Here is a 24,067-nt window from a genome sequence, read left to right as displayed (position 1 = left end):
GTATGTGATGTCCTTACCTGCTGTCTGTCTCAGATGTCTTAGTTTAGTCGAAAGTCTGAAAGCTCCTGACCATATATATGATCCGTGAGAAATATAAAATCTTTCTAAAAGTTTCATAAATTCTTTCAGCGATTCAAGATTTTGAGATTATTATATTCGAATCTGTTAAAAAGTCAACAATCATTTTGACTGTTTTAGACAAAAAAAGATTGTTTTTTTGTGCATTGTAACCATTTCTTTTTTTAATTTTACTTTTTTTCTCAATTACAATAGTGCATTTTCACGGAAAAAGGCTGTTTTTCGTTGACTGAACTGTGAAGCGATGATATTATTTTATATAGTTTTTATATAAATTTTATATTACGTCACTTACCAATTTATAGATTGGTAATACCATTTATTTATATCAGCATTTATTTAGATCAGCATTCACTATTATATAAAAAATATAAAAGGGAGTTATACTATGCAGATCATTTGTCTTGGAGACAGCATTACCGACTGCGGTCATTTACTCGATGATTTTCCTCTGGGGAATGGATATGTGCAGATGCTTGCAGAAATGTTTCAGAAAGAAATTCCCGGCAGACGGCCAGATTCATATTCTGACAACTCCAGATCGTTTTTATCAAATACAGTACAAATTAAAAACTACGGATTCGATGGCTTCACCATATCAAGAGTCCTGGACAATATCCGCCAGCACCGGATTTCCCTGCACCGTTCTCCTGTTGTAACGCTGCTGATCGGCATTAATGATATCGGGCTGATGATGAATACAAACCGCACTGCTTCTCAGCAGAAACAAATGATGGAAGAATTCTCTGAGCATTACGATGAATTGCTGAAGCTGCTCATTGCAGATGCCAGACAGGTAATCCTTATGGAGCCATTTATCTTTCCGCATCCGGAAGAATATCAGACATGGATTCCACATGTTCGTACCATGTCTGACCTTATCCAGAATCTTGCTGCAAAATACCGGCTGCCATTTGTGCCACTGCATGATGATCTGAATAAAATAGCAGCTGAACAGGGATTTGATGCAATTACTATAGACGGCATTCATCTTACCGCCCATGGACATGAATTGCTTGCCCGTAAATTATATCCCCTCGTTCTGGAGACAATCGCCGGATAAATGATTGTTCACTTCACGCCCGGCAAAGTGCTTCATAACGAATATTATAATAAACGAAAGTTTTCTTGCACATCGTTTCTAAACTCTGTATAATTCTAAAAAGACACTTTTGCATGCCTGTGGATTTCTGTAAGTTTTCTATAACAGAGAACCGTGATGGCATCTTCATGCATAAACATGCATTTGTGGACTCATATTGAAAGGAGTCTTCCTTATATTATGGAAACTACAATTAAACAGATTGAAGATATGTCTCTGAACGCCTGGCCGTCTCACAAGATGGAACTGTATGACGGCTGGATCCTGAGATTTTCTTATTTTTATACACACAGAACCAATAGCGTAGAGCAATTCGGCAATTCTACTCTTACATGGAGAGAGAAAATCCCATACTGCGAAAGCGTATATAAACGCCTGGGAACACCGGCTGTATTTAAGATCAGCCCTCTTGTTTCTCCTGACTTTGATTATGTTCTGGAGAACCGTGGATATGCCATCCAGCATACCACCAATGTCATGGCGATGAGCATGAATGCCGCGCGTCTGGACGCTCCGTATCCGGACGTAACGTTCTACGATAACATTCCATCTGAATGGATTGAAAGTCTGTTTCGCTTAAAGAACACTACCAACCCCGTTCACCGCAAAGTCGTTCCATCCATGTATCAGGCGATCCTCAAAGAAACTATCTGCGCCTACATCCGTATGGACGGCCAGATCATTGCAACCGGACTCGGCATTCTGGACAGAGATTACATCGGGATCTATGCCATCCATGTAAAAGAAGAATATCGCAAACACGGCTATGCACGCCAGATCTGTACCGGACTTCTGAAAGAAGGGATAAAGAAAGGTGCGCAGAATGCATACCTTCAGGTTGTAGAGGGAAATGACAATGCCCGTGCACTGTACAAATCGCTCGGATTCAACCAGCTTTATACTTACTGGTTCCGTGTACAGCCGGATGAGAACGGTAACTATCCACCAGAAAAATAAAATGCTCTGATCATGGCAGGCATGTCCCCGCCCACTGTTCATTGCTTTTCACAATTGAAGCAGAAGATTTACTTGATTTGATTAAGTTTCAGAATATAATAAAAACAGACTCACTGTAAAGTACTTCATATTTTACTTTACAATGAGTCTGTCTTTTTATATCATAACTTTCTTCTTTTTCGGGGAATCGATTGATATGTAGTTAACATAGTCCGCGCAAAACCATGTTTTCTTAACTATCTTATCAGTCCATTATTCAAGTCTTAATTCTATCTCAATTATACGGTTTTGTTCTTCAGCACTGCAGGTGCCGCATTCTCAACAACCATTGCTGTCAGCGGGCTGAAATACAGCAGGCAGGTCAGTACACAGTAAACTGGAATTAAAATTGCAAACTGTACCAGTCTTCCCGGCATGATTGCATAGAAGTTATATCCAAGCATAATCACAAGTCCTGCTGTGGTAAGTACCAGAGAACTGATAGCAGATGTTACTACGATAGATACACAGATACCAACTGTTTTTCCTACTTTTTTTCTGTTTACAAATAACGGTTTTAACAGAGCAGGAAGAATGCCATAAAGCATAGCAGCAACTGTGATAAATGGATTTACTGCATATCCTTTCATAAAGCATCCGATAACATCCGCGCATAAACCACAGACACCACCGGCTACCGGACCAAGCCACAGACCTGCAAGAATTGTAGTTACACTTCCTACTGAAATACGATACGCACCAAGGTCAATAACCAGAACTCGTGTGAGTACCAGATGCATGGCGATCAGAAGAGCCATGAACACCAATGTTTTTACATTCCAATATTGTTTTTTCTGCATAATAAAAACACCTCCATAAATGTGTTTAAAAAATAGAGTAGTTACCATAAATAATAATCCCTCCACATTATGAGATGTCCTCATATGTAGCAACGGGTGCGGAAATCATATCGTAAGCAGCACGCTTTCTGCTTTTCGTTTCACGGCGACTCCCCAGCCTGTGAACACTTGACGCATAAAATCCTACTTCGCTATTATTTATTTATCGAAATTATATCACAATCCATAGAAATTTCAATATATTTTTCGTTATTATTTTGTCAAATTTATAGTCTGTTTATTGTACATATTTCACGAAAACCAGTTACTGTCTGCTCACAGCAGCACACTTCCCAGAATCTTATCAGTTCTGTCAGATATTCGTAATCCGTTTTACTACTTCTCCATAACCCAATAACTCTTTCGCAGTTTTCCTTAAACAGCGGACAAAAAACTCACATAAAATAACCGCATATACTAATACTATCCATTATACAGACAGATGGATCACATCTGCTATAATCATGGAGGTAAAAAAATGTCAGAAAAGCGTAAAAATAGCTGCCAAAATCCTTACAATGTATGTTATGATAATTACCTGAATACCAACGCCTGTACGGAATGTACCGGCCTGATATGTACTCCTGCCAAAGACAATGACGAATGGGAAAATTACCGGAAAATTTTTGACTTTATCCCAGATCCGCCTGAAGATGATATCTCTTCTCATAAATAATTATGTTTTGAGATCATTGCACTGCACCTGGCAGGAATAATGCTCAAACGAATGATTTATCGGAGGTCCTGTCTTTACTATGAAAAAACTGCTTGCTGCATGTGTCTGTACCGTTCTCACTTTCTCTGTGACCGGCTGCAGCCCTGGAACTGTACTGGAACAATTTACATCTACCGGAGATACTTCTGCCCGGGAAATCGCTTCTTCAACTGATACCACCACTACAACCGAATCCAAAGACCGCGTTTATATGGATGAGATTTCCGGTACTCTACAGGATTTTTCCGGAAGCCAGCTCATCCTGAATACAGACGATGCATCTTATGTATTCAATGTTTCCAACGCCACACTGGAGTGTAAAGGCGGAATGATCACCGGTGATGAGATCAGTATTATTTATGAAGGACAGCTCTCCAATACAGATACAAGCAGTGTTCGTGTTCTGAAAGTAGTGGATGAATTCCACAAGAAGAACAAACTGAAGAAACGTAATGCTCACGGGCAGGTCATATCTCTGACCTCCAATACGATCACCATAAAAAATAAAAAAGGCAAAACTGCTACTTACCCGATCACCGGAACGAAACAATATTATCAGAACGGCATCAAATCCGGCGACTGGGTCTACCTTACCTTTAAAGGTGAATTTTCGGATACTTCTGATGATTCCTCTGCGTCTTTAAACGCTAGTCATCTGAAAGTCCTGAGTATTTCCGACCTGAAAGACCTGCAGATTCCGGATCCGACACCTACACCTGAACCGACAGTTACACTGACACCGGAGCAGATTGCGAACCGTGAGAAACAGTTTCTGGTAACCATCCAGGCAGTAAATCTGAATATTCTTCAGGTTCTTCCTGCTGGCAGTGATACTCCGCTAAGCATTGATATGTCTGCAATTCCCGCTTATTTTGAGGGCGGAATTGCTCCCGGTTCTCATGCAAATGTGACTTATATTGGAAATCTGGAAGAGGACACTCTGGAGGGCATTCGTATCATTGCCGTAACCGGAGAAAATCCTGCCGGAATCGATGATAAACATATTTCCTTTACAGCAACCGGAACTATCATCGGAAGCACCGCTAATACGATCACCGTTCAGACCGACGATGGTGCAGTCGACACTTTCCGCATTGAAAACGCTCAGGATCTTACTGAAAGCGGTGTGGAATACGGCGACTATGTATGTGTTACTTTCCATCCGTCTAAATCAAAATCTTCTAATATTTATACTGCAGTCAAGATTCAGTATGCATAAGCCAAAAGCAGTCCATTTACAGTTTGTACGCTGTAGAATGAACTGCTTTTGTTATTACCGTCTGATAAATTTCTTTTTAATTTCTGATTCACCATCTGAAAGCCAGTGACAGACAATATCACTTTCTTCCAGAATTTCTGTAAACGCTTTCATTTCATCCTGAATTCCTTTTCCATGAAAAACCCGGTAAGCCCCTGCGTCACTGCCCGGAGCAACCTTTACTCCAAGTTTAAATGCCTTTCTGACATTCTCTTCTGCAAATTCTATGATCGGCTTCAGCGTTTCATCCGCATAACGCCCGTCACCCAGAAGATTACGCACTGTGACCAGCGTCGGAACCCATACTGTATCACTCTCTGCCAGCATGTTAAGACTTTCTTCATTCATGTAGTTCCCATGCTCCAGACTGTCCGCACCGACTTCCACTGCTGCCTGAACACCATAGTCCCCGTTAGTATGAGACATCACGGCCATACCCTCTTCATGTGCAATATGTACCATCTCTTTCACTTCAGCCGCATCCAGCGGTGTTCCCGTGACAGCTCCGTGTGCATTGAAATCCATGATTCCTGTAGTCATGATCTTAATAAAATCCGCACCTGCATTTATCGCCTCAAGCACACGACCATGAAATTCCCGCATTGTTGCAAAGCTTTTTCCAACAATGGAACCATAGTGTCCCTCTTTGTGGATTGCAAATACAGGAGTCCGGTAATCAATACCGTATTCCGGCGCAAGTTCTTTCGCTCTCGCGGAAACGCCCAGTGCATCGCCACCATCACGTACAAAAGTAATATCTCTGTCCTGATAAGCTTTCAGATGCTCTCTTATTATCTGGTCATCCGGACCATTCTTATGCATATCAATTGCCTGACGGTAATTCACACCATCCATAATTATATGCGCATGACATTCTCCAAACATTGCTCTTTTCCTCTGATTTATACCTTTTATCCTGCTATCCACACGCCCTATGCAGAAACATATTGCATCACATATTATCTGCATACAGACTGCTCAGCTCCTAAACTATTTCTCAAAGAAATTACGGATTTCCATCTCTGTTGCCTGTACAGACCCCTGCACAAAGAATGGCTTTCCGCCGCCCCTTCCATTTAATGCAGCATTCATTTCTTTTGTATACTGGCGAAGATCTCCGTCAATCTCACCCATTGCATATTTATAGCTTCCATCTTCATTTTTGGAAAATACTGCGCAGCATCCCTGGCAGGTGTTCATCACTGCATCTGCAAGTTTACGTACAGAATCTGCTTCCAGTCCCTCTTTGAAGATCAGGACACTTCCTGCACCTTCCCACTTCTTTGCCTCTGCCTGGAACATTTCTTCCTCCATACGGGCTGCCTGTCCTTTCAGGCGGAAGTTCTCATCCTGCAGACGCTGTACTGCATGTGCTGTCTTTTCCATCTTTGCAGAAAGCTTTACGGAAATCTGGTGGTTCTGCTCATTTACCATATTCAGATAATCCAGAACACGTTTACCGCAGATCATCTCCATACGGATACCATCACGGAACTTCACTACAGAGAGAAGTTTCACCATTCCAATCTCCCCTGTATGAGTTACATGAGTTCCACAACATGCACATACGTCCACTCCCGGGAAAGTCACGATACGAACCTGTCCGGTCAGTTCTTTCTTGCTTCTGTAATCCAGAGCCTGAAGTTCCTCTGCAGTCGGATAAGTGATCTGTACTTCTTTATCTTCCCAGACTCTCTCATTCACTTCCTGCTCGATTTCTGCCAGCTGAGCTTCATCCAGCATACCATTCAGATCTACAGTGATCACATCACCTCCCATATGGAAACCTACATTATCATAACCATACTTTGCATGGATAATACCACTGACCATATGCTCCCCCGAATGCTGCTGCATCAGATCAAAACGACGTGCCCAGTCAATCTTTCCTTCAACCTTCACACCCACTTCCAGAGCCTTGTCCGTATAATGGAGCAATTCACCATCCTTCTCATGAACCTCTGTTACATTCGCATCACCCAGAGTTCCTACATCACTCGGCTGACCGCCGCCTTCCGGATAGAAAGCACTCTCATCCAGGATCACTGCGTAGCCTTTTTTCCGCTCTCTGCACTCTACAACGGTTGCTGTGAATTCTTTTTTATATACATCTTCATAATATAAACGTCTTGTCTCTGTCATTGTTTGTTATTCTCCTTTTACGGACTATCTTAGAGTATGTACTCTCATTTGTCCTCAAGTATAGAGCAAAACTATCTACTTATCAAGACTATCTATAGAAGATATTAATCATGCAAGCACATCGTTATTATTCACACCGTCCTCAGTAACATTACATCCATTATAGTTTCTTTAAAACTTTTCTAAGATATGAATCCATTCCTCCCTCTTCTGCGTTATAATTAAATGAATAGGGACAAAGGAGACAGTAATGATCACAGAAAAGCAATATCTGGAATATCTGATTAAGCAATACCAGAACTTAATATATTCGATCTGCCTGAAATCTATCGGCAATCCATTTGATGCCGAAGATCTTACTCAGGAAGTATTTCTGTCTGCCTATAAAAACCTGTCCCGTTTTGACGGCACTTATGAAAAAGCCTGGCTAAGCAAGATTGCTATCCGAAAATGCCTGGACTATCTGAAAGCTGCCGGGCGGCGAAGTATTCCAACAGAAGACACCTACTTTTCCCAGATTCCGGACCGGCAATCCTCTCCCGAGGATGAATACATGAAAGCTGCATCCAATACTCATGTAGAAGCATTGTGCATGCAGCTGAAAAGTCCCTACAAAGAAGTCGCTTACGCACATTTCTGCAGGGAACTGTCAGTACCTGAAATTGCACAACAGACAGGAAAAAATCCGAAAACAGTTCAGACACAGCTCTATCGAGCAAGGGCAATGCTGAAAAATATGCTTGAAAGGGGTGATTAGATGCATATTGATAAGAAGGATTTAATAGAATTTGACAACGGAAATATGAACACACAGGAAGTCATTGAATTTCTGTCACATCTTGATCACTGCGATTTCTGTCTGGATCAGATGATGGAACAGGAAGACAGCAGTACTGATACTGCTCCTTCCTATCTGATAGAACAGATTCTGACCAAAGCAGACTCCGGTGAAGTACAGCTTGCCCGGGCAGCAAATAAAGCATCCCGCAAAATGCAGCTGCTCCATTACAGTCTTCAGACTGCTGCCGGTGTGATAGTTGCCCTGCTGCTTTTATTCAGTATCCCCAACCTGGATTTCACTTCCTTACATCAGGATACTTCCTCTCAGATAAACAAAACATTGCCCGAACATGAAGACGGCAGGCTCTACCAGTTCACCAGAGAACTTGGCCAGAACATTGGTGATGGCACCAGTTCTTTTATAAAATATATCAGTGATTTTTCCAGCAAATTAATGAATGGAGGCAAATAAAAGTATGCAAAAACAAAAACATGGATTCTGGCTTTTTATCTTTTCCCTGATTCCAGGCGCAGGAGAAATGTATATGGGATTCAAAAAACAGGGTATCAGTATTATGTTCTTATTCTGGGGTGTCTTTGCCATTGGAGCATGTACCGGAATGGACTGGCTTGTGTTTCTGATCCCGATCATCTGGTTCTACAGTTTCTTTAATGTGCACAACCTGAAATCTCTTTCTGAGGAAGAGTTTTATTCCATAGAAGATTCCTATGTTCTTCATATGGATGAACTGACAGGAGATATCAGTTCCCTGCTTAAACATCACAGAAATTTAACCGCGATTCTGCTGATTTTCCTTGGTGCTTCTATTCTGTGGAACAACCTGATGGATTTCCTCTATATGATCTTACCCGGCTATCTGGCTGATATTATCGGTAGATTCACATATCATCTGCCACAGCTCGTAATTGCAGCTACTATCATTTTTGCAGGAATTTATATTCTCACCCGCAAGAAGGATGCATTGGATGAAGAACACCATGACAGTTCCGATGAGGAAGAACATTACTGGACACCATATCGTCCGTACCAGCAGGATATGAGAAATGTAGAAAATGTTGAAACTTCTGCAAATACTACTGATACAACAGACACCAGCAGCCATCCTGTATCATTAAAAGAAGAAATTTCCGAAGAGCTCAAGGATACTGATAACAGTACCAATTAACCCTGAACCCAAAATGAGATTCAGATTTGCGATTGTACATTACCCGCAAATCTGAATCTCATTTTTATAGCAGTTGGGAAAACAATACAATTTTCCATATAGCTATATAGTCACCGAAACTTCCCCAAAAGACAATATTGTTTCCTGCCCATCCTCTTCCCGTACTTTCAGCCTTCCGTCCCTGCATATCTCCAACGCAAATGCCTGCCTGGAAGAGGTTCCGTCTGTAATTGTGATCTGATGTCCCGGGATCATGTTATGTGTCACATAATCCGGAGATAGTTTCAGATCTGCTGTCTCTTTTCGCAGCTCGTTCACAATCATTGCTGTCAATTGATTACGGTCTGTCCGTTCTGCATCTTCTTTTGTCTCATAAAGAGCTCCAGCTATACTTCTTAATTTCTGCGGCAGTTTCTCCTGATCCAGGTAGAGGTTCAATCCTATACCAACTACCACAAACTCAATATTTCCACCTTCAAAATCTGTGACAGCCTCTGTGAGGATTCCACAGACTTTCTTTCCTTTATAAAACAGATCATTAACCCATTTAATATCAAGCTGGATTCCACAGATCTGCGCAACGGCTCTGTAGACTGCCACTGCTGCCGCTGTTGTGATCAGTAAGCTGTCCTGTAGGGTTCCCTGGGGTTTCAGGATCACACTTATATAAAGCCCGGCATCTGCAGGGGAATAAAATTCCCGCCCTCTGCGTCCTCTGCCCGCAGTCTGACTTCTGGCAATTACAAAGGCTCCATGTCCTGCCTTTCCTATCATCGCTTCTTTCTTGGCCGTCTGGTTTGTAGATTCCAGCTCATCATAAATATCTACTTTAACCTCCGGATCATCCAGAAACAGACGGATTCCCTCCTGGGACAACCGATTTGTATCCTTTGCCAGCATATAACCCTTATTAGGTCCTGCCTCTATGGTATATCCGTCCTCCCTGAGCAATTTCACTGCTTTCCATACTGCCGCCCTGGTACAGCCCAGCTCACCTGCAATCCGCTCTCCGGAAATCACTTCTCCTTTATACTTCTCCAACATTTCCAGCAATCTTGATTTTACCGTCATATTTTCCCCTTTACCTATATTATGTATTCTTGGAGTCTTTATTCCGAGAGTACATTATTTCATGAATGAATATTATATATGACATGTTACATCATAATATGCCGGACAGCAACCTCAATTATCAGTCAGTACTGCAACAACTCCCGAATATAAAACTAAAAATCCCAGGATCACCGCAATCGTATCAGCAGAGTGAAAATCAATATTAAAGATCATCCCACCGGCGATCATTACCTCCAGTGTTACGATCAGTCCCAGAATTACTGCCATTGTTCTGGAAAGCTTGCGGCTTTCTTTTCTTCCTGTTCTATGTGTGGTGCTTGCTGTATTTGTCATCTCATTGCCCTCCTAAGTCTTATATCGAACATATTTTCCGAACATATATTCTCTTTTCAAGTATAATACCACACCTTATCCTAAAATGAAAGTACTTTTCGAACATTTGTTTGTAAAAAATAACTGCCATGTTAATTCCTTAAGTCCTGCTTAAGTTCCTTAACATGACAGTCCCCTATATTACTTACATAAACTGGGCAAACACAGATGCTCCTACAACGGTCAGCAGACCGGCCACTGCAATTGCAAGACTGCTCATTGCACCTTCTATTTCACCAAGCTCCATTGCCTTGGCAGTACCGATGGCATGGGCAGAAGTTCCAAGTGCCAGACCTTTTGCGATGGGTTCTTCGATATGTGCCAGTTTGATCACAGTCTCTGCGATCATATTTCCAAGAACACCGGTAATGATAATAACTGCAACTGTAATCGTTACTATACCACCCAGTTCTTCGGAAACCCCCATTCCGATTGCTGTGGTAATAGACTTCGGAAGAAGTGTTACATACTGCTCATGACTCAGGCTGAACAGCTTTGCAAGAATCAGCACACTGACCAGACTGGCAAGTACACCGGAAACAATTCCTATGATTACGGCTTTCAGATTCTTTTTCAAAAGTTCCATCTGCTGATACAGCGGAACTGCCAGACAGACAGTTGCAGGTGTGAGCAGGTAGCTGATATACTGACCACTCTGATTATAGGTGTCATAATCAATATGCAGTAAACAAAGTACCGCTATTACCGCAATGATCGCAATCAGAAGCGGATTAAAAATTGCCATCTTAAATTTTCTTTTCAAAAGAAGTCCTGCCTCATATGCGATCAGGCTGATCGCTGCGCCAAAAAACAGGGAATTACTCATAAATTGTGTCATTATCTTTTCTGTCCTTTCTTTCTGTCCATACGAATAACTGCCTGTGTGACACGACCCGTCACAATCATTACCACAACTGTGGTGATCACTGTGATCAGAATGATCGGCACACATACCGGTTTCAGTATGCCCCAGGCTGTCAGTAATCCGACACCTGCCGGGATAAACATAACCGGCATAATCTCTATGAGAAATTCAGCCGCTTCTTTGACCTGATCCAGTTTGATAATGTGTGTTCCCAGTGCGATCAGCATGATCACCAGTCCGTACACACTTGCAGGTACAGGAAGCGGGATCAGAACATGTAATGCCTCTCCCATTGCAGATAGCAGTAAAATAACCCAGAATTGTCTTACGTATTTCATTTCCAGTCTCCTCTTATTGTCGTTTCCTCAGGATTCGGAAACATTTATCCGTTATTGGTCTAACCAATCTTAGTTCGTTACGTTTTTTTATTATAACGTATTCAAAATAAATTGCAAGGCTGTTTCTGCTGAAATCCCCGAATTTCACATTCTCTAAGTAGTATGTTTTCCAAAAAATACAAAAAAGCTTCTGCAAATCCTATTGTTTTGCAAAAGCTTTTTTCATCATCTTATGACATTTTAGAAAAATAATATAGAAAATACATCTTTATCACCTGATCATACAGTGGTAAGCAGTACCTCCATATCACCTTCCAGCTCATACTCGCCGGAACCGGCTGTGATAAAGATACTGTCACCCTTCTTCACTTCCATAGTCTGGCCGCTTGCAGTGATCTTACCTGCACCACTCATAACCAGTACACTTACGAAAGAAGTGCCATCAGCTTCTCCTGTCAGTTTCTTTCTTCTCAGTCCATCCAGGATCACTTTGTCCACTGTGAAATATTCGCAGGATGCAACGTGTGGTCCGAAATCCCTGTCAGTAGCTGCAGGCTCACGTTTGGTTACCTGGAGAGCCTTATCTACATGAAGTTCTCTCTCCTTTCCGTCCGGTCCTTTACGCCCATAGTCATAAACACGGTATGTAACATTGGAATTTTGCTGGATTTCAGCGATCAGGCTTCCTGCTCCGATGGCATGAATGGTGCCCGGATCAATAAAAAGTACGTCACCTTTATGGATCATTACTTTATTCAGAACATCTGTAAGAGTATGATTGCGGATACGTTCCTCAAATTCTTCTTCAGAAACTTCTTTTGCAAATCCGTAGAAAAGGCTTGCTCCTTCTGCCGCATCCATCACATACCACATCTCGGTCTTTCCGTACTGTCCTTCATTTTTCAATGCGTAAGTATTGTCCGGATGTACCTGAATGGAAAGATCTTTTTTCGCATCAATAAATTTGATCAGAACCGGGAACTGCTCGAAGGACTGGCAGTCAGTTCCCAGAATCTCTTTACCGTTTTCATCAATATACTGCTGCAGAGTTTTCCCTGCATATTCTCCGTTTACGATATAACTTGGTCCGTCCGGATGACAGGAAAGCTCCCAGGACTCTGCCAGAGGATCCCTGTCATATTCAATCCCAAACTCTGTTCTTAATCTTGTGCCGCCCCAGAGATAATCTTTACAGCTTGGTTTTAATTTTAAAAGTGCCATTTGTAAATTTCCTCCATTTACTTCAGGCACGCCTGAGAGATTCTCCTGCGTGCCCTTTTTCTTTGCTATCTGTCTACTATTTTACTTAGCCAGACCGATATTTCAAGTTTTTTATGTAATTAAAGTTCCACAACAGCCTTGGATAATGCTTCCAGTTTTTCTTCAGCATCCTGTGCGTCTGCGCCTTTCACGCCTGCATAGTATTTAATCTTCGGCTCTGTTCCGGATGGTCTTACACAGAACCATGCACCATCCTCCAGTTCAAAGTACAGTACATTGGATTCCGGAAGTGTCAGTGCAGAGGTTTCACCTGTTGCGATATCTGTGCGTACGCTCTTCTTATAATCCTCAAGCGCAGTTACCTTGAACGGACCAACCTGTTTCGGAGGCTGATTTCTCAGCGCATCCATCAGACCATCAATTTTTGCTTTTCCTTCTGCTCCAGGGAAGGTCTGGAAGAAAAGGCTTTCTTTATAGAATCCGTATTTCTGATACAGCTTCTCCATCTGCTCGCAGAGAGTGATTCCTTTTGATTTATAGTAAGCTGCTGCCTCACAGAGAGCCATAACAGCTACAACTGCATCTTTGTCTCTTGCATGGGTACCTTTCAGACAGCCGTAGCTTTCTTCATATCCGAAGAGGAATTCATGGTCATGATTCTGCTCAAAGAATTTGATCTGCTCTCCGATATATTTGAATCCTGTCAGAGTTTCGATCAGCTCTACATTATATTCTTTTGCAATGGCTCTTGCCATTTTTCCGGAAACGATAGTTGTTACAACTGCACCGTTTTCCGGAAGCATGCCAAGTTCTTTTCTCTGGGAAAGAAGGTATTCCAGGATCAGCATTCCGGACATATTTCCTGTGAAGCTTTCGTACTCACCGGTCTTCTCATTCTTTGCATAGATTCCAAGTCTGTCTGCATCCGGGTCAGTAGCCAGAACGATATCTGCGTCCACTTCTGCTGCAAGTTTCAGGGCCAGTGTAAATGCGTTCTTATCTTCCGGGTTCGGATAGCTTACTGTGGGGAAATCTCCGTCAGGAAGTTCCTGCTCTTTTACTACATAAACATTGTTAAATCCAAGTTCTTTCAGTACACGTCTTACCGGAATGTTTCCTGTTCCGTGAAGAGGTGTATAAACGATCTTCAGCTTGTCTGCCTGCTCTTTGATGGCTTCCGGACGGAGAACCAGTTTCTTAAGAGCTTCCATGTATTTGTCATCAATTTCTTCACCGATTACTTCATAAAGGCCGGCTGCCTTTGCATCTTCTTCAGACATAGTCTTCACCTGAGCAAAGTCTGTGATCGCCTGAACTTCTGTAATAATCTGTTTATCCTTAGGAGCTGTAATCTGTGCGCCGTCCTCCCAGTAAACTTTGTATCCATTGTACTGCGGCGGATTGTGGCTTGCAGTTACTACCACACCAGCTGTGCAGCCTAACTCACGAAGTGCGAAAGAAAGCATTGGTGTGGGACGCAGGGATGGGAAAATGTAAGCCTTGATTCCGTTTGCTGCCATGCAGAGAGCTGTCTCTTTTGCAAATTCCGGTGACATATGTCTGGAGTCAAATGCAATGGCAACACCCTTTGCCTGTGCGTTCTCTTTAATGATAAAGTTTGCAAGTCCCTGAGTTGCTTTTCTTACTGTATAAATGTTCATACGGTTGGTACCGGCACCGAGGATTCCTCTCAGTCCGCCTGTACCGAATTCCAGATCTTTGTAAAATCTCTCTTTGATCTCCTGAGGATCATCTGCGATGGCTTTTAACTCAGCTCTTGTATCAGCGTCAAAATACTCATCCTCACACCAGCGCTGATAAGTATTGTTCATAATCAGTTCACAGCGCTGTTTTACACAGTCAGGAGAACGATGTGGATCTCTTGGTGTGTGGAACAGATAGTCTTCCAGTTTATCAATAGTTGTAGTTGCCACATGCATTCTTGTATCGCAGGATGCGTAATAGATGTAAACATCTCCGTTATCTTTTGCGATGGCACCGTTTGTGAATACTACGTTGGAAACATCTCCGACTCTTTCTTTTCCAAGCGGAACAAGGAATACACCGGATGGCTCAGCGATCACTTTGGAAGGATCGTTTAAATCAGTTCCGAATACATAGAGAACGTAACGAAGTCCTGCTGCTGTATTTCTTACTCCGTGAGCAATATTGATCCAGCATTTCTTACCTCTGATCGGCACTGCACCTGCACCGTTCTTTGACTCTGTCAATGTATGGTAAATTCTTCTGCTGATGATTTTTTCCTCATCAATTACTGCATGTTCGATATCGTCGCAGAGACCAAATCCGATTCCGCCGCCGCTTCCTGTTTCAATGAAACCATCCATCGGGCGTGTGTAGAATGCATATTTGCCGTCTACAAATTCCGGATGAAGCACTACGTTTCTCTGCTGAGGAGAATGAAGAGTTTTAAGGTTGTCCAGACGCTCCCATGTCTTAAGGTCTTTTGTTCTTACAATACCTGCTTCAGCAACTGCTGCGGAAAGATCAGGATTTGTTTTATCCTTGCTCTCGGAGCAGAATACACCATAGATCCATCCATCTTCATGTTTGGTCAGACGCATGTCATATACATTTGTTTCCTCCGGGCAGGTATCCGGAAGCTGTACCGGATAATCCCAGAAATGGAATCCATCGATTCCTGTATCGCTCTCTGCTACTGCAAAGAAAGATTTACGGTCATTTCCCTCTACGCGGACAACCAGATAATATTTTCCATTCAGTTCAATAGCACCGGAGTTCATCACTGCATTGATTCCGAGACGTTCCTGGAAATTGGGGTTTGTCTTCGGATTCAGGTCATATCTCCATTCAACCGGCGCAAATTCTCTTGTCAGTACCGGATACTCATAACGGTCATAAATTCCATTGTAAAAGTCTGTTTTCTGATTTTTTCTTGCGATCAGTTTTTCTACTTTCGCTTTTTCAACGTAATACTGTTTATTCAGCATTTTTCATCCTCCTTATCACTTCCATACACATACGTCCGTTGTGATACGGGCATTTCCATGGTTCTACAATAGGTCCGTCTCCAGGTGTATGGTCTTCCTTTACATACCAGAACCACTCAGAACCATCTCTTGGATCCAACATATAAGTTTTAATATAATTCCATTCATCCTCTGCTGCCTGTAAATATTCCTTTTTCTCCGGGTCCTTCTGATATCTGTTCAGGAAGCCGATCACTGTTTCTGCCTGAACCCACCAGATTCTCCTCGTATCATTGACCCCATTTTCGCATTCATTCATCAGAGAATGATCCACAAAAGCTCTGTGATAAATATTTTCTGCAATTTCTGTTGTGATCGGTGTGATCTTCCCAGTATATTTTTCATCATCCAGTACTTCCAGACCTCTGTCCATCAGCCAGGAAGTCTCTATGTCATGTCCATAGGAATACAGATCAATCAGACTGTTCCAGGTTCTGTCAAAAAATACTTCCTGTCTGCCAAGTTCTTTGTTATAGATCTTATCTGCAAAAAGATCCATCATAAAACGAAGCCTGTCTCCTGTAAACGGATCCTTTGTCACACGGTACAATTCTGTATAAGCCTCAAAAACATGAAGCAGGGTATTCATGGTTTTCTCTGCAATAATACCATTCTCAGAAAGCTTGTCATTCTCTTCCGGCTCAAATTTGCGGTTAAAAGCTTCCAGATATCCATACTCATCCGTACATCTGTCCTCGATCACCTTCTGAAGACCTCTGGCAATCTCCAGTGCTTCCTTGTTTCCTGTTGCATCATAATAGGAAGAGAGAGCATAAATTGCGAATGCCTGATTATAGGTATGCTTCGTTGTATCTGACGGTTTCCCGTCATAAGTGACTGACCAGAACATGCCGCCATATTCTTTGTCCAGACATTTCTCCTTCAGAAATGCATATGCATGATCTGCATCCTCTTTCAGTTTTTCTTCTCCAAGTGTCATATAGGCATTGGCAAAAAACCACAGGATTCTGCTGTTTAAGATACATCCCTTTTCATAATCCTTTTGCACCTTAAGGTTATAACCCATGTAGCCATAAAAACCGCCGTATTCTTCATCCCTCAGCTTTTCCCAGAAAGGGATCAGCTTCTGTATTAATTCCTCTTCGATTTCCTTCACAAATATACCCATTTTTCTCCTCCTGTCATTCTGTTCCGTGATACAGTCCTTACATTTATTTCTGCCTTCATTTTACTAGCTCATAGACATCTTTGTTTCTGTTTTACTAATTTGATTTTACCATCATTAACTTAATTATCAATCTTTAATTGCTTAAAAACAAAGGTTTGTAAAAAGTACAAATATTTAAGTTCTATTTTTGTATATTTATCACAATAAAAAAGCTCACGGGCAAACCACTTTTCTTGATTTTCCTGCAAGCTTCAATTATTAATATTTAATTTTTAACAACTTGTTTTCATGTACTATATTTAATTTATATTTAATTTTATATTTAGTTTTCAAATTTCCGCTAAATCTTTTTCCGTACACTTTCCTTCTCTACGATCTTTCCGGAAACAACGCTCAGGCCTCGTCCCGAAGCAGGGTTCTTAATCTGTTTCAATGCCTTTTCCAGTGCAACCTTCACCATTACCTGGGTATTTACCTCATAACTGGTAATTTTTTTATCAGGAAATCCCGGATACAGATAATTGTCAAATCCAACTACTGAAATATCTTCCGGTACACGATATCCCTGTTTTTCCAGTTCCACGATCAAATTTCCGGCTGTAAGATCACAGTTGCATACAAAGGCTTCCGGCATATGTTCCGGCAGCTTAATATTTATAGAAACACCTTTCTCATCACGATCTTCGATCAGCCATTCTTCCGGCAGAACCTGTCCATGTTCTAACTGTGCTTTATAAAAACCACAGTAGCGGTCCATGATACTGCTAGTCACATGAATAGAACCAACATACGCCATCTTTGTAAATCCCTGTTCAAACAGATATCCTGTCATCAGGTACATTCCATAGAAATTATCTGCAATAACTGCATCTTTAGCCAGCTCTTTGTCATAGAAATCCAGAAATATTACCGGCACATCAGTATGTTTCTTCATAAAATGAATATATTCCCTGCTGATTTCCCCCATTACGATCAGAGCATCCACGGTATGTTCTTCCTGAATTCTCGGAAGGATAAAATTCTCCTCCATATCCTGCTTCAGTATTTCCACTGCAGCCATGCAATTCTTATCAGTAGCAACCAAAGCAAGCTCCTGATACATTTTCCAGTAAAAAGTAGTATATGCCGCCAAATATTTCTCTGAAATAATGACACCGATATTGCGCAGGCCACCTTTATTTCTTTCACGCTTGGCTGCTGCCGTCATCTGATAATACCCCAGCTCATCTGCCACCTTTTGGATTTTCTCCCGCATCTCATCACTAACGCCCTTATTGCCGGACAGAGCATTGTGAACAGTTACAGTGCTGACTCCTACCTTTGCGGCAATATCAGCCATTCTTATTTTTCCCATTACATTATATGTCCTTTCTTATCCCCTTTACTCAGTCACTTTCACAAAATGATACAATTTACTCTTAAAGTCTCCCCAGAATCCTTTTACAAGGAAACCACACTTCATCAACATCTCACCTGTATATTTCTCTTCGGTTCCCTCAAGTGCATAGACAGCTTCCGTATCAAATCCCTGCAGGAAGATTCTTCTGCTGTGGGCATTGGGTGTGCTGAGTACATGCACATAAGTTACCAGAACTTCTCTCTTATCTTTTGCAGCTACTGCCCAGCAGTCATACAGATGATTCTCTCTGTAGGAAGCAATTCTGTAGTAGTCACCCTCACGTACCAGTTCATGATATTTGTGGTACATCTTTGTCTGCTCCGGAATCATCTTTCTGTCTTCTTCCGGAATCTTTGTCACATCCAGTTCGTATCCAAAGGTACCTGCCAGCGCCACATGTCCTCTTGTCTCGAAGGGCGTCACCCTGCCAACTGTATGGTTCGGGCAGTCACTGACGTGAGCCCCCATGGTAGACAGCGGATAAATCAGGGAAGTTCCTTCCTGAATCATCAGACGCTCGATGGCATCTGTGTCATCAGAACACCAAATCTGTGGACTATAGTATAACATACCCGGGTCGAAACGTGCACCACCTCCGGAGCAGTTTTCCAGAAGGAGATCAGGAAATTCTGTAACCAGCCTCTCCTGCAGTGCATAAACCCCCAGAACATAACGATGGAAAAGTTCCTGCTGCTCTTCCGCTCCCAGATAAGTGCTTCCCAGATCACTTAACTGACGGTTCATATCCCATTTCACATAAACAATATTGGCACTTCTTAAGATAGAAGCCACGCTTTCATATACATAATCCAGCACTTCCGGCCTGGAAAGATCAAGCACGTACTGCTGTCTGCTCTGTGTTGCTTCTCTTCCAGCAATCTGGATTGCCCATTCTGGATGCGCTCTGTAAAGATCAGAGTTGGGAGATATCATCTCCGGCTCAAACCAGATACCAAACTCAAGGCCTATCTTGTTTACTTTATCTACCAGATATTTCAGTCCGCCTGTGATCTTGTCTGTGTTAACTTTCCAGTCACCAAGAGAACAGTTATCGCTGTTTCTCACGCCAAACCAGCCGTCATCCATAACCAGCATCTCAATACCGCAGGACTTCGCTTCTCTTGCGATATCTAACAGTTTATCAGTGTTAAAATCAAAGTAAGTGGCTTCCCAGTTGTTGATCAGGATTGGTCTCTTCTTATGAAGATATTTGCTTCTGATCATATGATTTCTGTAGAAATCATGATAGCTTCTGGTCATTTCTCCCAGGCCTTCATGAGAATAAGTCATAACAACTTCCGGTGCCTGGAACTCTTCTCCTGCTTTCAGGATCCAGCTGAATTCTTCTTTGTTGATACCCATAACTGTACGAACAGAATCAAACTGGTTTAACTCTGCCTGTCCCATAAAGTTTCCGGAATATACGAAATGCATTCCGTAAACTTTACCCTGCTGCTGAGTGGTTCCCGGTGTTACCAGAGCCAGGAACGGATGCTCCTGATGACTGGATTCTCCCTTTGCAGAAGATACCATCTGTTTTCCGTAGCGGAGCGGTCCCTGCTGAATGTGACGTTCTCTTGCCCAGGAACCCTGAAGTGTCAACATCTCAAAGTTCTCGTTGTCCATATCCAGACATGCACTGTAGATTTTCTCAATTTTAAGCTTCTGATCACCCTTATTAATTAATTTCACACTTCTGGTGATCACGTTCTCTTTTTCAAATACAGAATAGCTTAACACTACCTGCAATCCCAGGATCTCGTCTTCGCAGAGGATATCCAGAGTCTGTACTTCTTCCTCTGTACCGAAGGATGCCGGAAGTCCCTTGAGTGTTTTCTTACCATTGTAGATCTCGTGTGAAACATAGTGGATCTCGCATCCCATCTGTCCTGCTTCATTGCGCACATTTAAACAGCTTTCACGATAATCTCCGATGCCGCCGGTCGGATATTCCATCGGGAAACTGTCCAGAAAAGAAGATTTCTCTCTTTTGTTTACAGATGGTGTGTACGGCGGCTCCTCCATACGCAACATGTAATTCTCTGCTGCTTTGTATAAGCGATCTCCGTAATAAATATGTCCCAGATATCCTTCCGGAGTTAATCCCATTAAGTAAGTACTTGTTTCCGTATCCAGACGGAAGATTTTCTTGTCTTCATTAAACTGAACAGCCATTTCTGCTCCTTTCTTTCTGTTGTGCGGCTGCTGGTAACAGCAATTCCGCAAAGGTTCTGTCTGTGGTTTCTGTCGTTGTCTTCGGTTTCAGTATACTTAATTATTAATTTACAGTCAACTTAATTTTTTAAGTTCTACAAACCCAACAAAAAAGGAGTGAAAAAACTGACAAATAGAACGAAATAAAAAACTTCTTTTCGAAAACTCATGATTGATTTTCAAAAAGAAGTTTTGCTCTGATATTTATACTACTTTTTCGGAATCATGGTAACCTTTTCCCACTGATAGGTTCCATTATCGACTGTCATTACTGCCATGGTAATCTCCTGGTCGAAGCGTCTGGGGCCGCAGCTTCCCGGGTTTAGCCATAGGCGGCTGTCTATTATTTTTTCGAAATATTTATGGGTGTGTCCGAAGATGACTATCTGTGTATCTTTTAAGTCCCAGTCCACATCTTTTTTATTGTGAGTCATGAAAAATTTTACCCCTTCTATGGTAAAGTGCAAGGTTTTCGCCATTCCTTCTGCCCAGTCCTTATCGTTATTTCCTCGGACTACATAAATAGAACCCATCATACGCAGTGTATCCAGAATTTCCGGTTTGTTTACGTCACCTGCGTGGATAATACAGTCGCAACCCTTTAAAATTTCCAGTATTTCCGGCCTGAGCAGGCCATGGGTATCTGAAATAATCCCTATTTTCTTCATACACTATTTCCTCGCTAATCATTCTCTTATAGGCCGTTTTATAATTTCATCATTCTATGTTTAATTTTCCTCAAACAATTCAATCTTTCCATATTCCCCATCATACCCCGGAATTCTCTTCACATTTCCGGTTCTTACATTTTCAATTCCTTCCGCAATCCGTTCTCCTGCACAGGATTTAATATCTTCTGACGGTACATTTCGCAGAATGTCGAATTCTGTCCCCAGTGTCTGAATCATCTGTTCAAAACATCCCTGCACTTTCTTACTTGCAGTGGAATAGCCCATACATGCAGAGATTACTTCCGGCAGAGGTACAAGGCTTTCATATTTCTTACCATCTTTTTTCACAAAACCTTCCGCTCTGTCTGCAAGCTGTTCTACTCTGTGATCTACACCCATGGTCAGCTTCTTTCCGCAAACAGGGCAGATTCCTCCAAGCCGTTCTGCTTCCACCGGGCTTAATGATACACCGCATTTTCTGTGACCATCGAAATGATATTTCCCCTCTTCAGGAAAAAATTCTACTGTTCCTTCCAGCCCTTCGCCAGTCTGGATTGCCTGATAAAGTCCTTCATAGGAACAGTCAATATCCAACAGATTCGCCTCTCGCCCCAGCTTAGACGGGGAATGTGCATCTGAATTGGATACAAGCTGATAGCGGTCCAGTTTGGAAATTCTCCAGTTCATAGCCGGGTCAGAGGAAAGCCCTGTTTCCAGTGCATGTATATACGGTGCCAGTTCCTCGAAACATTCCTCTACAGAATCAAATCCTGATTTCGCACCTAATACAGAGAAATGAGGTGTCCAGATATGAGCCGGAATCAGAATTCCTTCCGGGCATACATCCAGCATCATTTCCAGAAGATCATGACTATCCAGACCAAGAATCGGACGACCATCTGAGTGAATATTTCCGATTTTTTCCAGACGCTGTGCCATGGCATCTGCTGCCTCCAGACTGGGAAGCAGGATTACATTGTGTACTTTTCTGGTCTTTCCATTTTTCTTATAAATAGAACTGATTTCCCCGGATACAACAAAACGTGTTCCTTTTCCCGGAAACTTCCGGCTTTCTTCTTTTACATATTCATCTCTGAGACGATACAGACCGTTTCCCTCTGTAACAAGTCTCTCCTTCAGTTCTTCTCTCCATACCGGATGCGTGAAATCCCCTGTTCCGATCAGAGAAATCCCTTTCTTTCTCGCCCAGAAATCCAGATTCTCAGGCGTACCCTCTCTGCTTGTCGCCATGGAAAATCTGGAATGAATGTGCAGATCAGCTATTGTTTTCATTATTCATTACAACCTCCATCCATTCTCTTTCAGCCACAATTTGTGCATTTCATACTCCGGCATTACTTTTCCGACTTCGTCCCAGAATGCCTTCGAATGATTCATCTCTTTCAGATGGCAAAGTTCATGTACCACTACATAATCCAGCACTTCCGGCGGTGCAAGTATCAGTTTCCAGTTAAAGTTCAGATTCTTCTCGCTGCTGCAGCTTCCCCATCTTGTTTTCTGTTCTCTGATGGTGATATTGCAGTAAGAAACGCCCATGAGTCTGGCAAAATAAGAAACTCTTTTGGTAATCGTTTCTTTTGCTTTTCGTATATAGACATTTCGTTTCGATTCGCTCAGATCTGCGCTCAGCGGCTTCTGTTCCCGGTATTCTTTTGTCCGTTCCAGACATCCCAGAACCCACTCCTGCTTCTGGTTTACAAATCTTTTGATCCTCGGCAGACCTGTACGGAGAGGTGCGCGAACGATTACGTTTCCATCCCTGCGAACCTCCAGAGTCATGGTTTTTCTGGCACTTCTTATGACCTGATATTCGAATTCTCCGCAGGTGAATTTCTCCTGATTATTTTTTGTTTCGAATTCTCTCATCCATATATTTCTCCATCTCTGCTGCCAGAATATCCATCTTTTCCTGTGTTTCCGGTAATGCATAGGGAACCCTGTCCATAATCCGTTTCACATAATCATGCTCACCCATGATCTCATAGGTTTCCGGGAAATTGATGTCATAATACTGGGCAATATAGGAAATCCAGTAGTCCACTTTTGAAACCCGGTCTGAAGATAATACAGATTCCTTTGCCATACAGGACTCCCATACCTTTGGCGCGATTACTCCTTCACCAACACCCTTCTCATCCACTCCCAGAAGTGTTTCCATTGACTCTTCCAGCTTTACCCTGCAATTATCCAGCTTGTCTGCATCTCGGATTAACTTTGCATGAAGCAGGGTTCTCTCGTCCGTAATTCCTTCAAGTTTGAAATCACTGTGCTTCTCAATCGCAGTGCAGATCAGACTGTCAAACCTGTCATCCTTCACAAATCTGCGGATCATTTTCTCCGGTCCGAACAGAAGCTGTGCACCATATGCTGCATGCTCCATGGTTCCCGGTTCAAAGCTGTCAAATCGTTTAATCTGTTCAAATCTGCCAATATCATGAAGCAATCCGATCACCTTCGCCAGCTGTACATCTTCCTCATCCAGTCCCATACGTCGGGCAATGTACTCTGCAGCATCAACCACTCCATAAGTATGTACGATTTTCAGATGAATCTTATCATCCGCTCTGTCATATTCATCCAGATATGCTTCAAAAGCAGCTTTCGCTGCATCAAAGTCTCTTGTTAAGTCTAATAATTTATCCATTGATATTATAA

Annotated in this window: 22 protein-coding genes, 2 pseudogenes and 1 riboswitch; of the genes and pseudogenes, 7 read left to right on the top strand and 17 right to left on the bottom strand. The window is 42.2% G+C overall.

The window, feature by feature from the left end; translation table 11 throughout:
• The first annotated feature begins 466 nt into the window (after nt 1-466).
• Entirely contained in the window at nt 467-1,141 is a 675-nt protein-coding gene (locus ACTNDS_RS11575; RefSeq protein WP_441035848.1) for an SGNH/GDSL hydrolase family protein, read from the top strand.
• A gap of 219 nt (nt 1,142-1,360) precedes the next feature.
• Nucleotides 1,361-2,137 (top strand): GNAT family N-acetyltransferase, encoded by a 777-nt coding sequence (locus tag ACTNDS_RS11570; protein ID WP_441035846.1) that lies wholly within the window; start codon nt 1,361-1,363, stop codon nt 2,135-2,137.
• Nucleotides 2,138-2,415: 278 nt separating this feature from the next.
• Here ACTNDS_RS11570 and ACTNDS_RS11565 read toward each other — a convergent pair whose 3' ends face one another.
• Nucleotides 2,416-2,976, bottom strand: coding sequence for a folate family ECF transporter S component (locus ACTNDS_RS11565; RefSeq protein ID WP_441035844.1), 561 nt, complete (start codon nt 2,974-2,976; stop codon nt 2,416-2,418).
• A gap of 88 nt (nt 2,977-3,064) precedes the next feature.
• Nucleotides 3,065-3,169: riboswitch (THF riboswitch) on the bottom strand.
• Nucleotides 3,170-3,493: 324 nt separating this feature from the next.
• Here ACTNDS_RS11565 and ACTNDS_RS11560 point away from each other — a divergent pair.
• Together ACTNDS_RS11560 and ACTNDS_RS11555 are read left to right on the top strand one after the other, a co-directional pair.
• Nucleotides 3,494-3,691 carry a hypothetical protein gene (locus ACTNDS_RS11560; protein WP_441035842.1) on the top strand — a complete coding sequence of 66 codons (198 nt, stop codon included), beginning with the start codon at nt 3,494-3,496 and terminating at the stop codon, nt 3,689-3,691.
• 79 nt (nt 3,692-3,770) lie between these two features.
• Nucleotides 3,771-4,949, top strand: a complete 1,179-nt coding sequence (locus ACTNDS_RS11555) for a hypothetical protein (protein ID WP_441035840.1) — start codon at nt 3,771-3,773, stop codon at nt 4,947-4,949.
• 54 nt (nt 4,950-5,003) lie between these two features.
• Here ACTNDS_RS11555 and ACTNDS_RS11550 read toward each other — a convergent pair whose 3' ends face one another.
• Nucleotides 5,004-5,873 carry an amidohydrolase family protein gene (locus tag ACTNDS_RS11550; protein ID WP_441035838.1) on the bottom strand — a complete coding sequence of 290 codons (870 nt, stop codon included), beginning with the start codon at nt 5,871-5,873 and terminating at the stop codon, nt 5,004-5,006.
• Nucleotides 5,874-5,978: 105 nt separating this feature from the next.
• On the bottom strand, nt 5,979-7,130 hold the full coding sequence (locus ACTNDS_RS11545) for an alanyl-tRNA editing protein (RefSeq protein ID WP_441035836.1): 1,152 nt from the start codon (nt 7,128-7,130) through the stop codon (nt 5,979-5,981).
• A gap of 250 nt (nt 7,131-7,380) precedes the next feature.
• On the opposite strand from ACTNDS_RS11545, the gene ACTNDS_RS11540 reads away from it, so the two are divergent.
• From ACTNDS_RS11540 to ACTNDS_RS11530, 3 genes are all read left to right on the top strand, one after another.
• Complete coding sequence (locus ACTNDS_RS11540) at nt 7,381-7,887, top strand: RNA polymerase sigma factor (protein WP_441035834.1); 507 nt, start codon at nt 7,381-7,383, stop codon at nt 7,885-7,887.
• Nucleotides 7,888-8,382: a hypothetical protein gene (locus ACTNDS_RS11535; protein WP_441035832.1), complete on the top strand. Its 495-nt coding sequence runs from the start codon at nt 7,888-7,890 to the stop codon at nt 8,380-8,382.
• 73 nt (nt 8,383-8,455) lie between these two features.
• Nucleotides 8,456-9,097 (top strand): hypothetical protein, encoded by a 642-nt coding sequence (locus ACTNDS_RS11530; RefSeq protein WP_441035831.1) that lies wholly within the window; start codon nt 8,456-8,458, stop codon nt 9,095-9,097.
• Between the two features lie 102 nt (nt 9,098-9,199).
• On the opposite strand, the gene ACTNDS_RS11525 is transcribed toward ACTNDS_RS11530, so the two are convergent.
• The 14 genes and pseudogenes from ACTNDS_RS11525 to ACTNDS_RS11460 form a co-directional block, all read right to left on the bottom strand.
• Nucleotides 9,200-10,168 carry a biotin--[acetyl-CoA-carboxylase] ligase gene (locus tag ACTNDS_RS11525; RefSeq protein WP_441035829.1) on the bottom strand — a complete coding sequence of 323 codons (969 nt, stop codon included), beginning with the start codon at nt 10,166-10,168 and terminating at the stop codon, nt 9,200-9,202.
• A 114-nt stretch (nt 10,169-10,282) separates the two neighbouring features.
• Nucleotides 10,283-10,504 carry a hypothetical protein gene (locus ACTNDS_RS11520; protein ID WP_441035827.1) on the bottom strand — a complete coding sequence of 74 codons (222 nt, stop codon included), beginning with the start codon at nt 10,502-10,504 and terminating at the stop codon, nt 10,283-10,285.
• Nucleotides 10,505-10,688: 184 nt separating this feature from the next.
• Complete coding sequence (locus ACTNDS_RS11515; protein ID WP_173742674.1) at nt 10,689-11,381, bottom strand: LrgB family protein; 693 nt, start codon at nt 11,379-11,381, stop codon at nt 10,689-10,691.
• A complete protein-coding gene (locus tag ACTNDS_RS11510; protein ID WP_173742675.1) occupies nt 11,381-11,746 on the bottom strand; it encodes a CidA/LrgA family protein in 366 nt (121 codons plus the stop codon). Before ACTNDS_RS11510 ends, ACTNDS_RS11515 begins: the two co-directional genes overlap by 1 nt.
• Nucleotides 11,747-12,025: 279 nt before the next feature.
• The gene (locus tag ACTNDS_RS11505; RefSeq protein ID WP_441035825.1) at nt 12,026-12,967 is read right to left on the bottom strand and encodes a type I phosphomannose isomerase catalytic subunit; all 942 of its coding nucleotides are present in this window, start codon (nt 12,965-12,967) and stop codon (nt 12,026-12,028) included.
• 119 nt (nt 12,968-13,086) lie between these two features.
• Entirely contained in the window at nt 13,087-14,799 is a 1,713-nt protein-coding gene (locus tag ACTNDS_RS11500) for a phospho-sugar mutase (protein ID WP_441035892.1), read from the bottom strand.
• Nucleotides 14,791-15,939 (bottom strand): annotated as a pseudogene (locus ACTNDS_RS11495) (glycoside hydrolase family 130 protein); the annotation flags it as partial. The pseudogene ACTNDS_RS11495 and the gene ACTNDS_RS11500, both read right to left, overlap by 9 nt.
• A complete protein-coding gene (locus tag ACTNDS_RS11490) occupies nt 15,929-17,107 on the bottom strand; it encodes an AGE family epimerase/isomerase (RefSeq protein WP_441035823.1) in 1,179 nt (392 codons plus the stop codon). The gene ACTNDS_RS11490 and the pseudogene ACTNDS_RS11495, both read right to left, overlap by 11 nt.
• Before the next feature lie 340 nt (nt 17,108-17,447).
• Complete coding sequence (locus ACTNDS_RS11485) at nt 17,448-18,461, bottom strand: LacI family DNA-binding transcriptional regulator (protein ID WP_441035821.1); 1,014 nt, start codon at nt 18,459-18,461, stop codon at nt 17,448-17,450.
• Between the two features lie 27 nt (nt 18,462-18,488).
• Nucleotides 18,489-20,681, bottom strand: a complete 2,193-nt coding sequence (locus ACTNDS_RS11480) for an alpha-galactosidase (RefSeq protein ID WP_441035819.1) — start codon at nt 20,679-20,681, stop codon at nt 18,489-18,491.
• A gap of 248 nt (nt 20,682-20,929) precedes the next feature.
• Nucleotides 20,930-21,388, bottom strand: a complete 459-nt coding sequence (locus tag ACTNDS_RS11475; RefSeq protein ID WP_441035817.1) for a metallophosphoesterase family protein — start codon at nt 21,386-21,388, stop codon at nt 20,930-20,932.
• 69 nt (nt 21,389-21,457) lie between these two features.
• Nucleotides 21,458-22,684 (bottom strand): annotated as a pseudogene (locus ACTNDS_RS11470) (endonuclease Q family protein); the annotation flags it as partial.
• A 6-nt stretch (nt 22,685-22,690) separates the two neighbouring features.
• Nucleotides 22,691-23,278: a M48 family metallopeptidase gene (locus tag ACTNDS_RS11465; RefSeq protein WP_441035815.1), complete on the bottom strand. Its 588-nt coding sequence runs from the start codon at nt 23,276-23,278 to the stop codon at nt 22,691-22,693.
• Nucleotides 23,253-24,056 (bottom strand): HD domain-containing protein, encoded by an 804-nt coding sequence (locus tag ACTNDS_RS11460; RefSeq protein WP_441035814.1) that lies wholly within the window; start codon nt 24,054-24,056, stop codon nt 23,253-23,255. The genes ACTNDS_RS11465 and ACTNDS_RS11460 overlap by 26 nt, the downstream gene beginning before the upstream one ends.
• Between the last annotated feature and the right edge of the window lie 11 nt (nt 24,057-24,067).

The sequence above is a fragment of the Blautia sp. HCP3S3_C12 genome (assembly GCF_052064155.1).
Taxonomy (GTDB): Bacteria; Bacillota; Clostridia; order Lachnospirales; family Lachnospiraceae; genus Blautia_A.
This window is presented reverse-complemented; position numbering and strand designations above follow the sequence as displayed.

Coding starts and splice junctions, on each gene's coding strand:
- ACTNDS_RS11575 (WP_441035848.1), top strand. CDS start 467: ATGCAGATCATTTGTCTTGGAGACAGCATTACCGACTGCGGTCATTTA.
- ACTNDS_RS11570 (WP_441035846.1), top strand. CDS start 1,361: ATGGAAACTACAATTAAACAGATTGAAGATATGTCTCTGAACGCCTGG.
- ACTNDS_RS11565 (WP_441035844.1), bottom strand. CDS start 2,976: ATGCAGAAAAAACAATATTGGAATGTAAAAACATTGGTGTTCATGGCT.
- ACTNDS_RS11560 (WP_441035842.1), top strand. CDS start 3,494: ATGTCAGAAAAGCGTAAAAATAGCTGCCAAAATCCTTACAATGTATGT.
- ACTNDS_RS11555 (WP_441035840.1), top strand. CDS start 3,771: ATGAAAAAACTGCTTGCTGCATGTGTCTGTACCGTTCTCACTTTCTCT.
- ACTNDS_RS11550 (WP_441035838.1), bottom strand. CDS start 5,873: ATGTTTGGAGAATGTCATGCGCATATAATTATGGATGGTGTGAATTAC.
- ACTNDS_RS11545 (WP_441035836.1), bottom strand. CDS start 7,130: ATGACAGAGACAAGACGTTTATATTATGAAGATGTATATAAAAAAGAA.
- ACTNDS_RS11540 (WP_441035834.1), top strand. CDS start 7,381: ATGATCACAGAAAAGCAATATCTGGAATATCTGATTAAGCAATACCAG.
- ACTNDS_RS11535 (WP_441035832.1), top strand. CDS start 7,888: ATGCATATTGATAAGAAGGATTTAATAGAATTTGACAACGGAAATATG.
- ACTNDS_RS11530 (WP_441035831.1), top strand. CDS start 8,456: ATGGGATTCAAAAAACAGGGTATCAGTATTATGTTCTTATTCTGGGGT.
- ACTNDS_RS11525 (WP_441035829.1), bottom strand. CDS start 10,168: ATGACGGTAAAATCAAGATTGCTGGAAATGTTGGAGAAGTATAAAGGA.
- ACTNDS_RS11520 (WP_441035827.1), bottom strand. CDS start 10,504: ATGACAAATACAGCAAGCACCACACATAGAACAGGAAGAAAAGAAAGC.
- ACTNDS_RS11515 (WP_173742674.1), bottom strand. CDS start 11,381: ATGACACAATTTATGAGTAATTCCCTGTTTTTTGGCGCAGCGATCAGC.
- ACTNDS_RS11510 (WP_173742675.1), bottom strand. CDS start 11,746: ATGAAATACGTAAGACAATTCTGGGTTATTTTACTGCTATCTGCAATG.
- ACTNDS_RS11505 (WP_441035825.1), bottom strand. CDS start 12,967: ATGGCACTTTTAAAATTAAAACCAAGCTGTAAAGATTATCTCTGGGGC.
- ACTNDS_RS11500 (WP_441035892.1), bottom strand. CDS start 14,799: ATGAACAATACTTATCAGCGCTGGTGTGAGGATGAGTATTTTGACGCT.
- ACTNDS_RS11490 (WP_441035823.1), bottom strand. CDS start 17,107: ATGGGTATATTTGTGAAGGAAATCGAAGAGGAATTAATACAGAAGCTG.
- ACTNDS_RS11485 (WP_441035821.1), bottom strand. CDS start 18,461: ATGGGAAAAATAAGAATGGCTGATATTGCCGCAAAGGTAGGAGTCAGC.
- ACTNDS_RS11480 (WP_441035819.1), bottom strand. CDS start 20,681: ATGGCTGTTCAGTTTAATGAAGACAAGAAAATCTTCCGTCTGGATACG.
- ACTNDS_RS11475 (WP_441035817.1), bottom strand. CDS start 21,388: ATGAAGAAAATAGGGATTATTTCAGATACCCATGGCCTGCTCAGGCCG.
- ACTNDS_RS11465 (WP_441035815.1), bottom strand. CDS start 23,278: ATGAGAGAATTCGAAACAAAAAATAATCAGGAGAAATTCACCTGCGGA.
- ACTNDS_RS11460 (WP_441035814.1), bottom strand. CDS start 24,056: ATGGATAAATTATTAGACTTAACAAGAGACTTTGATGCAGCGAAAGCT.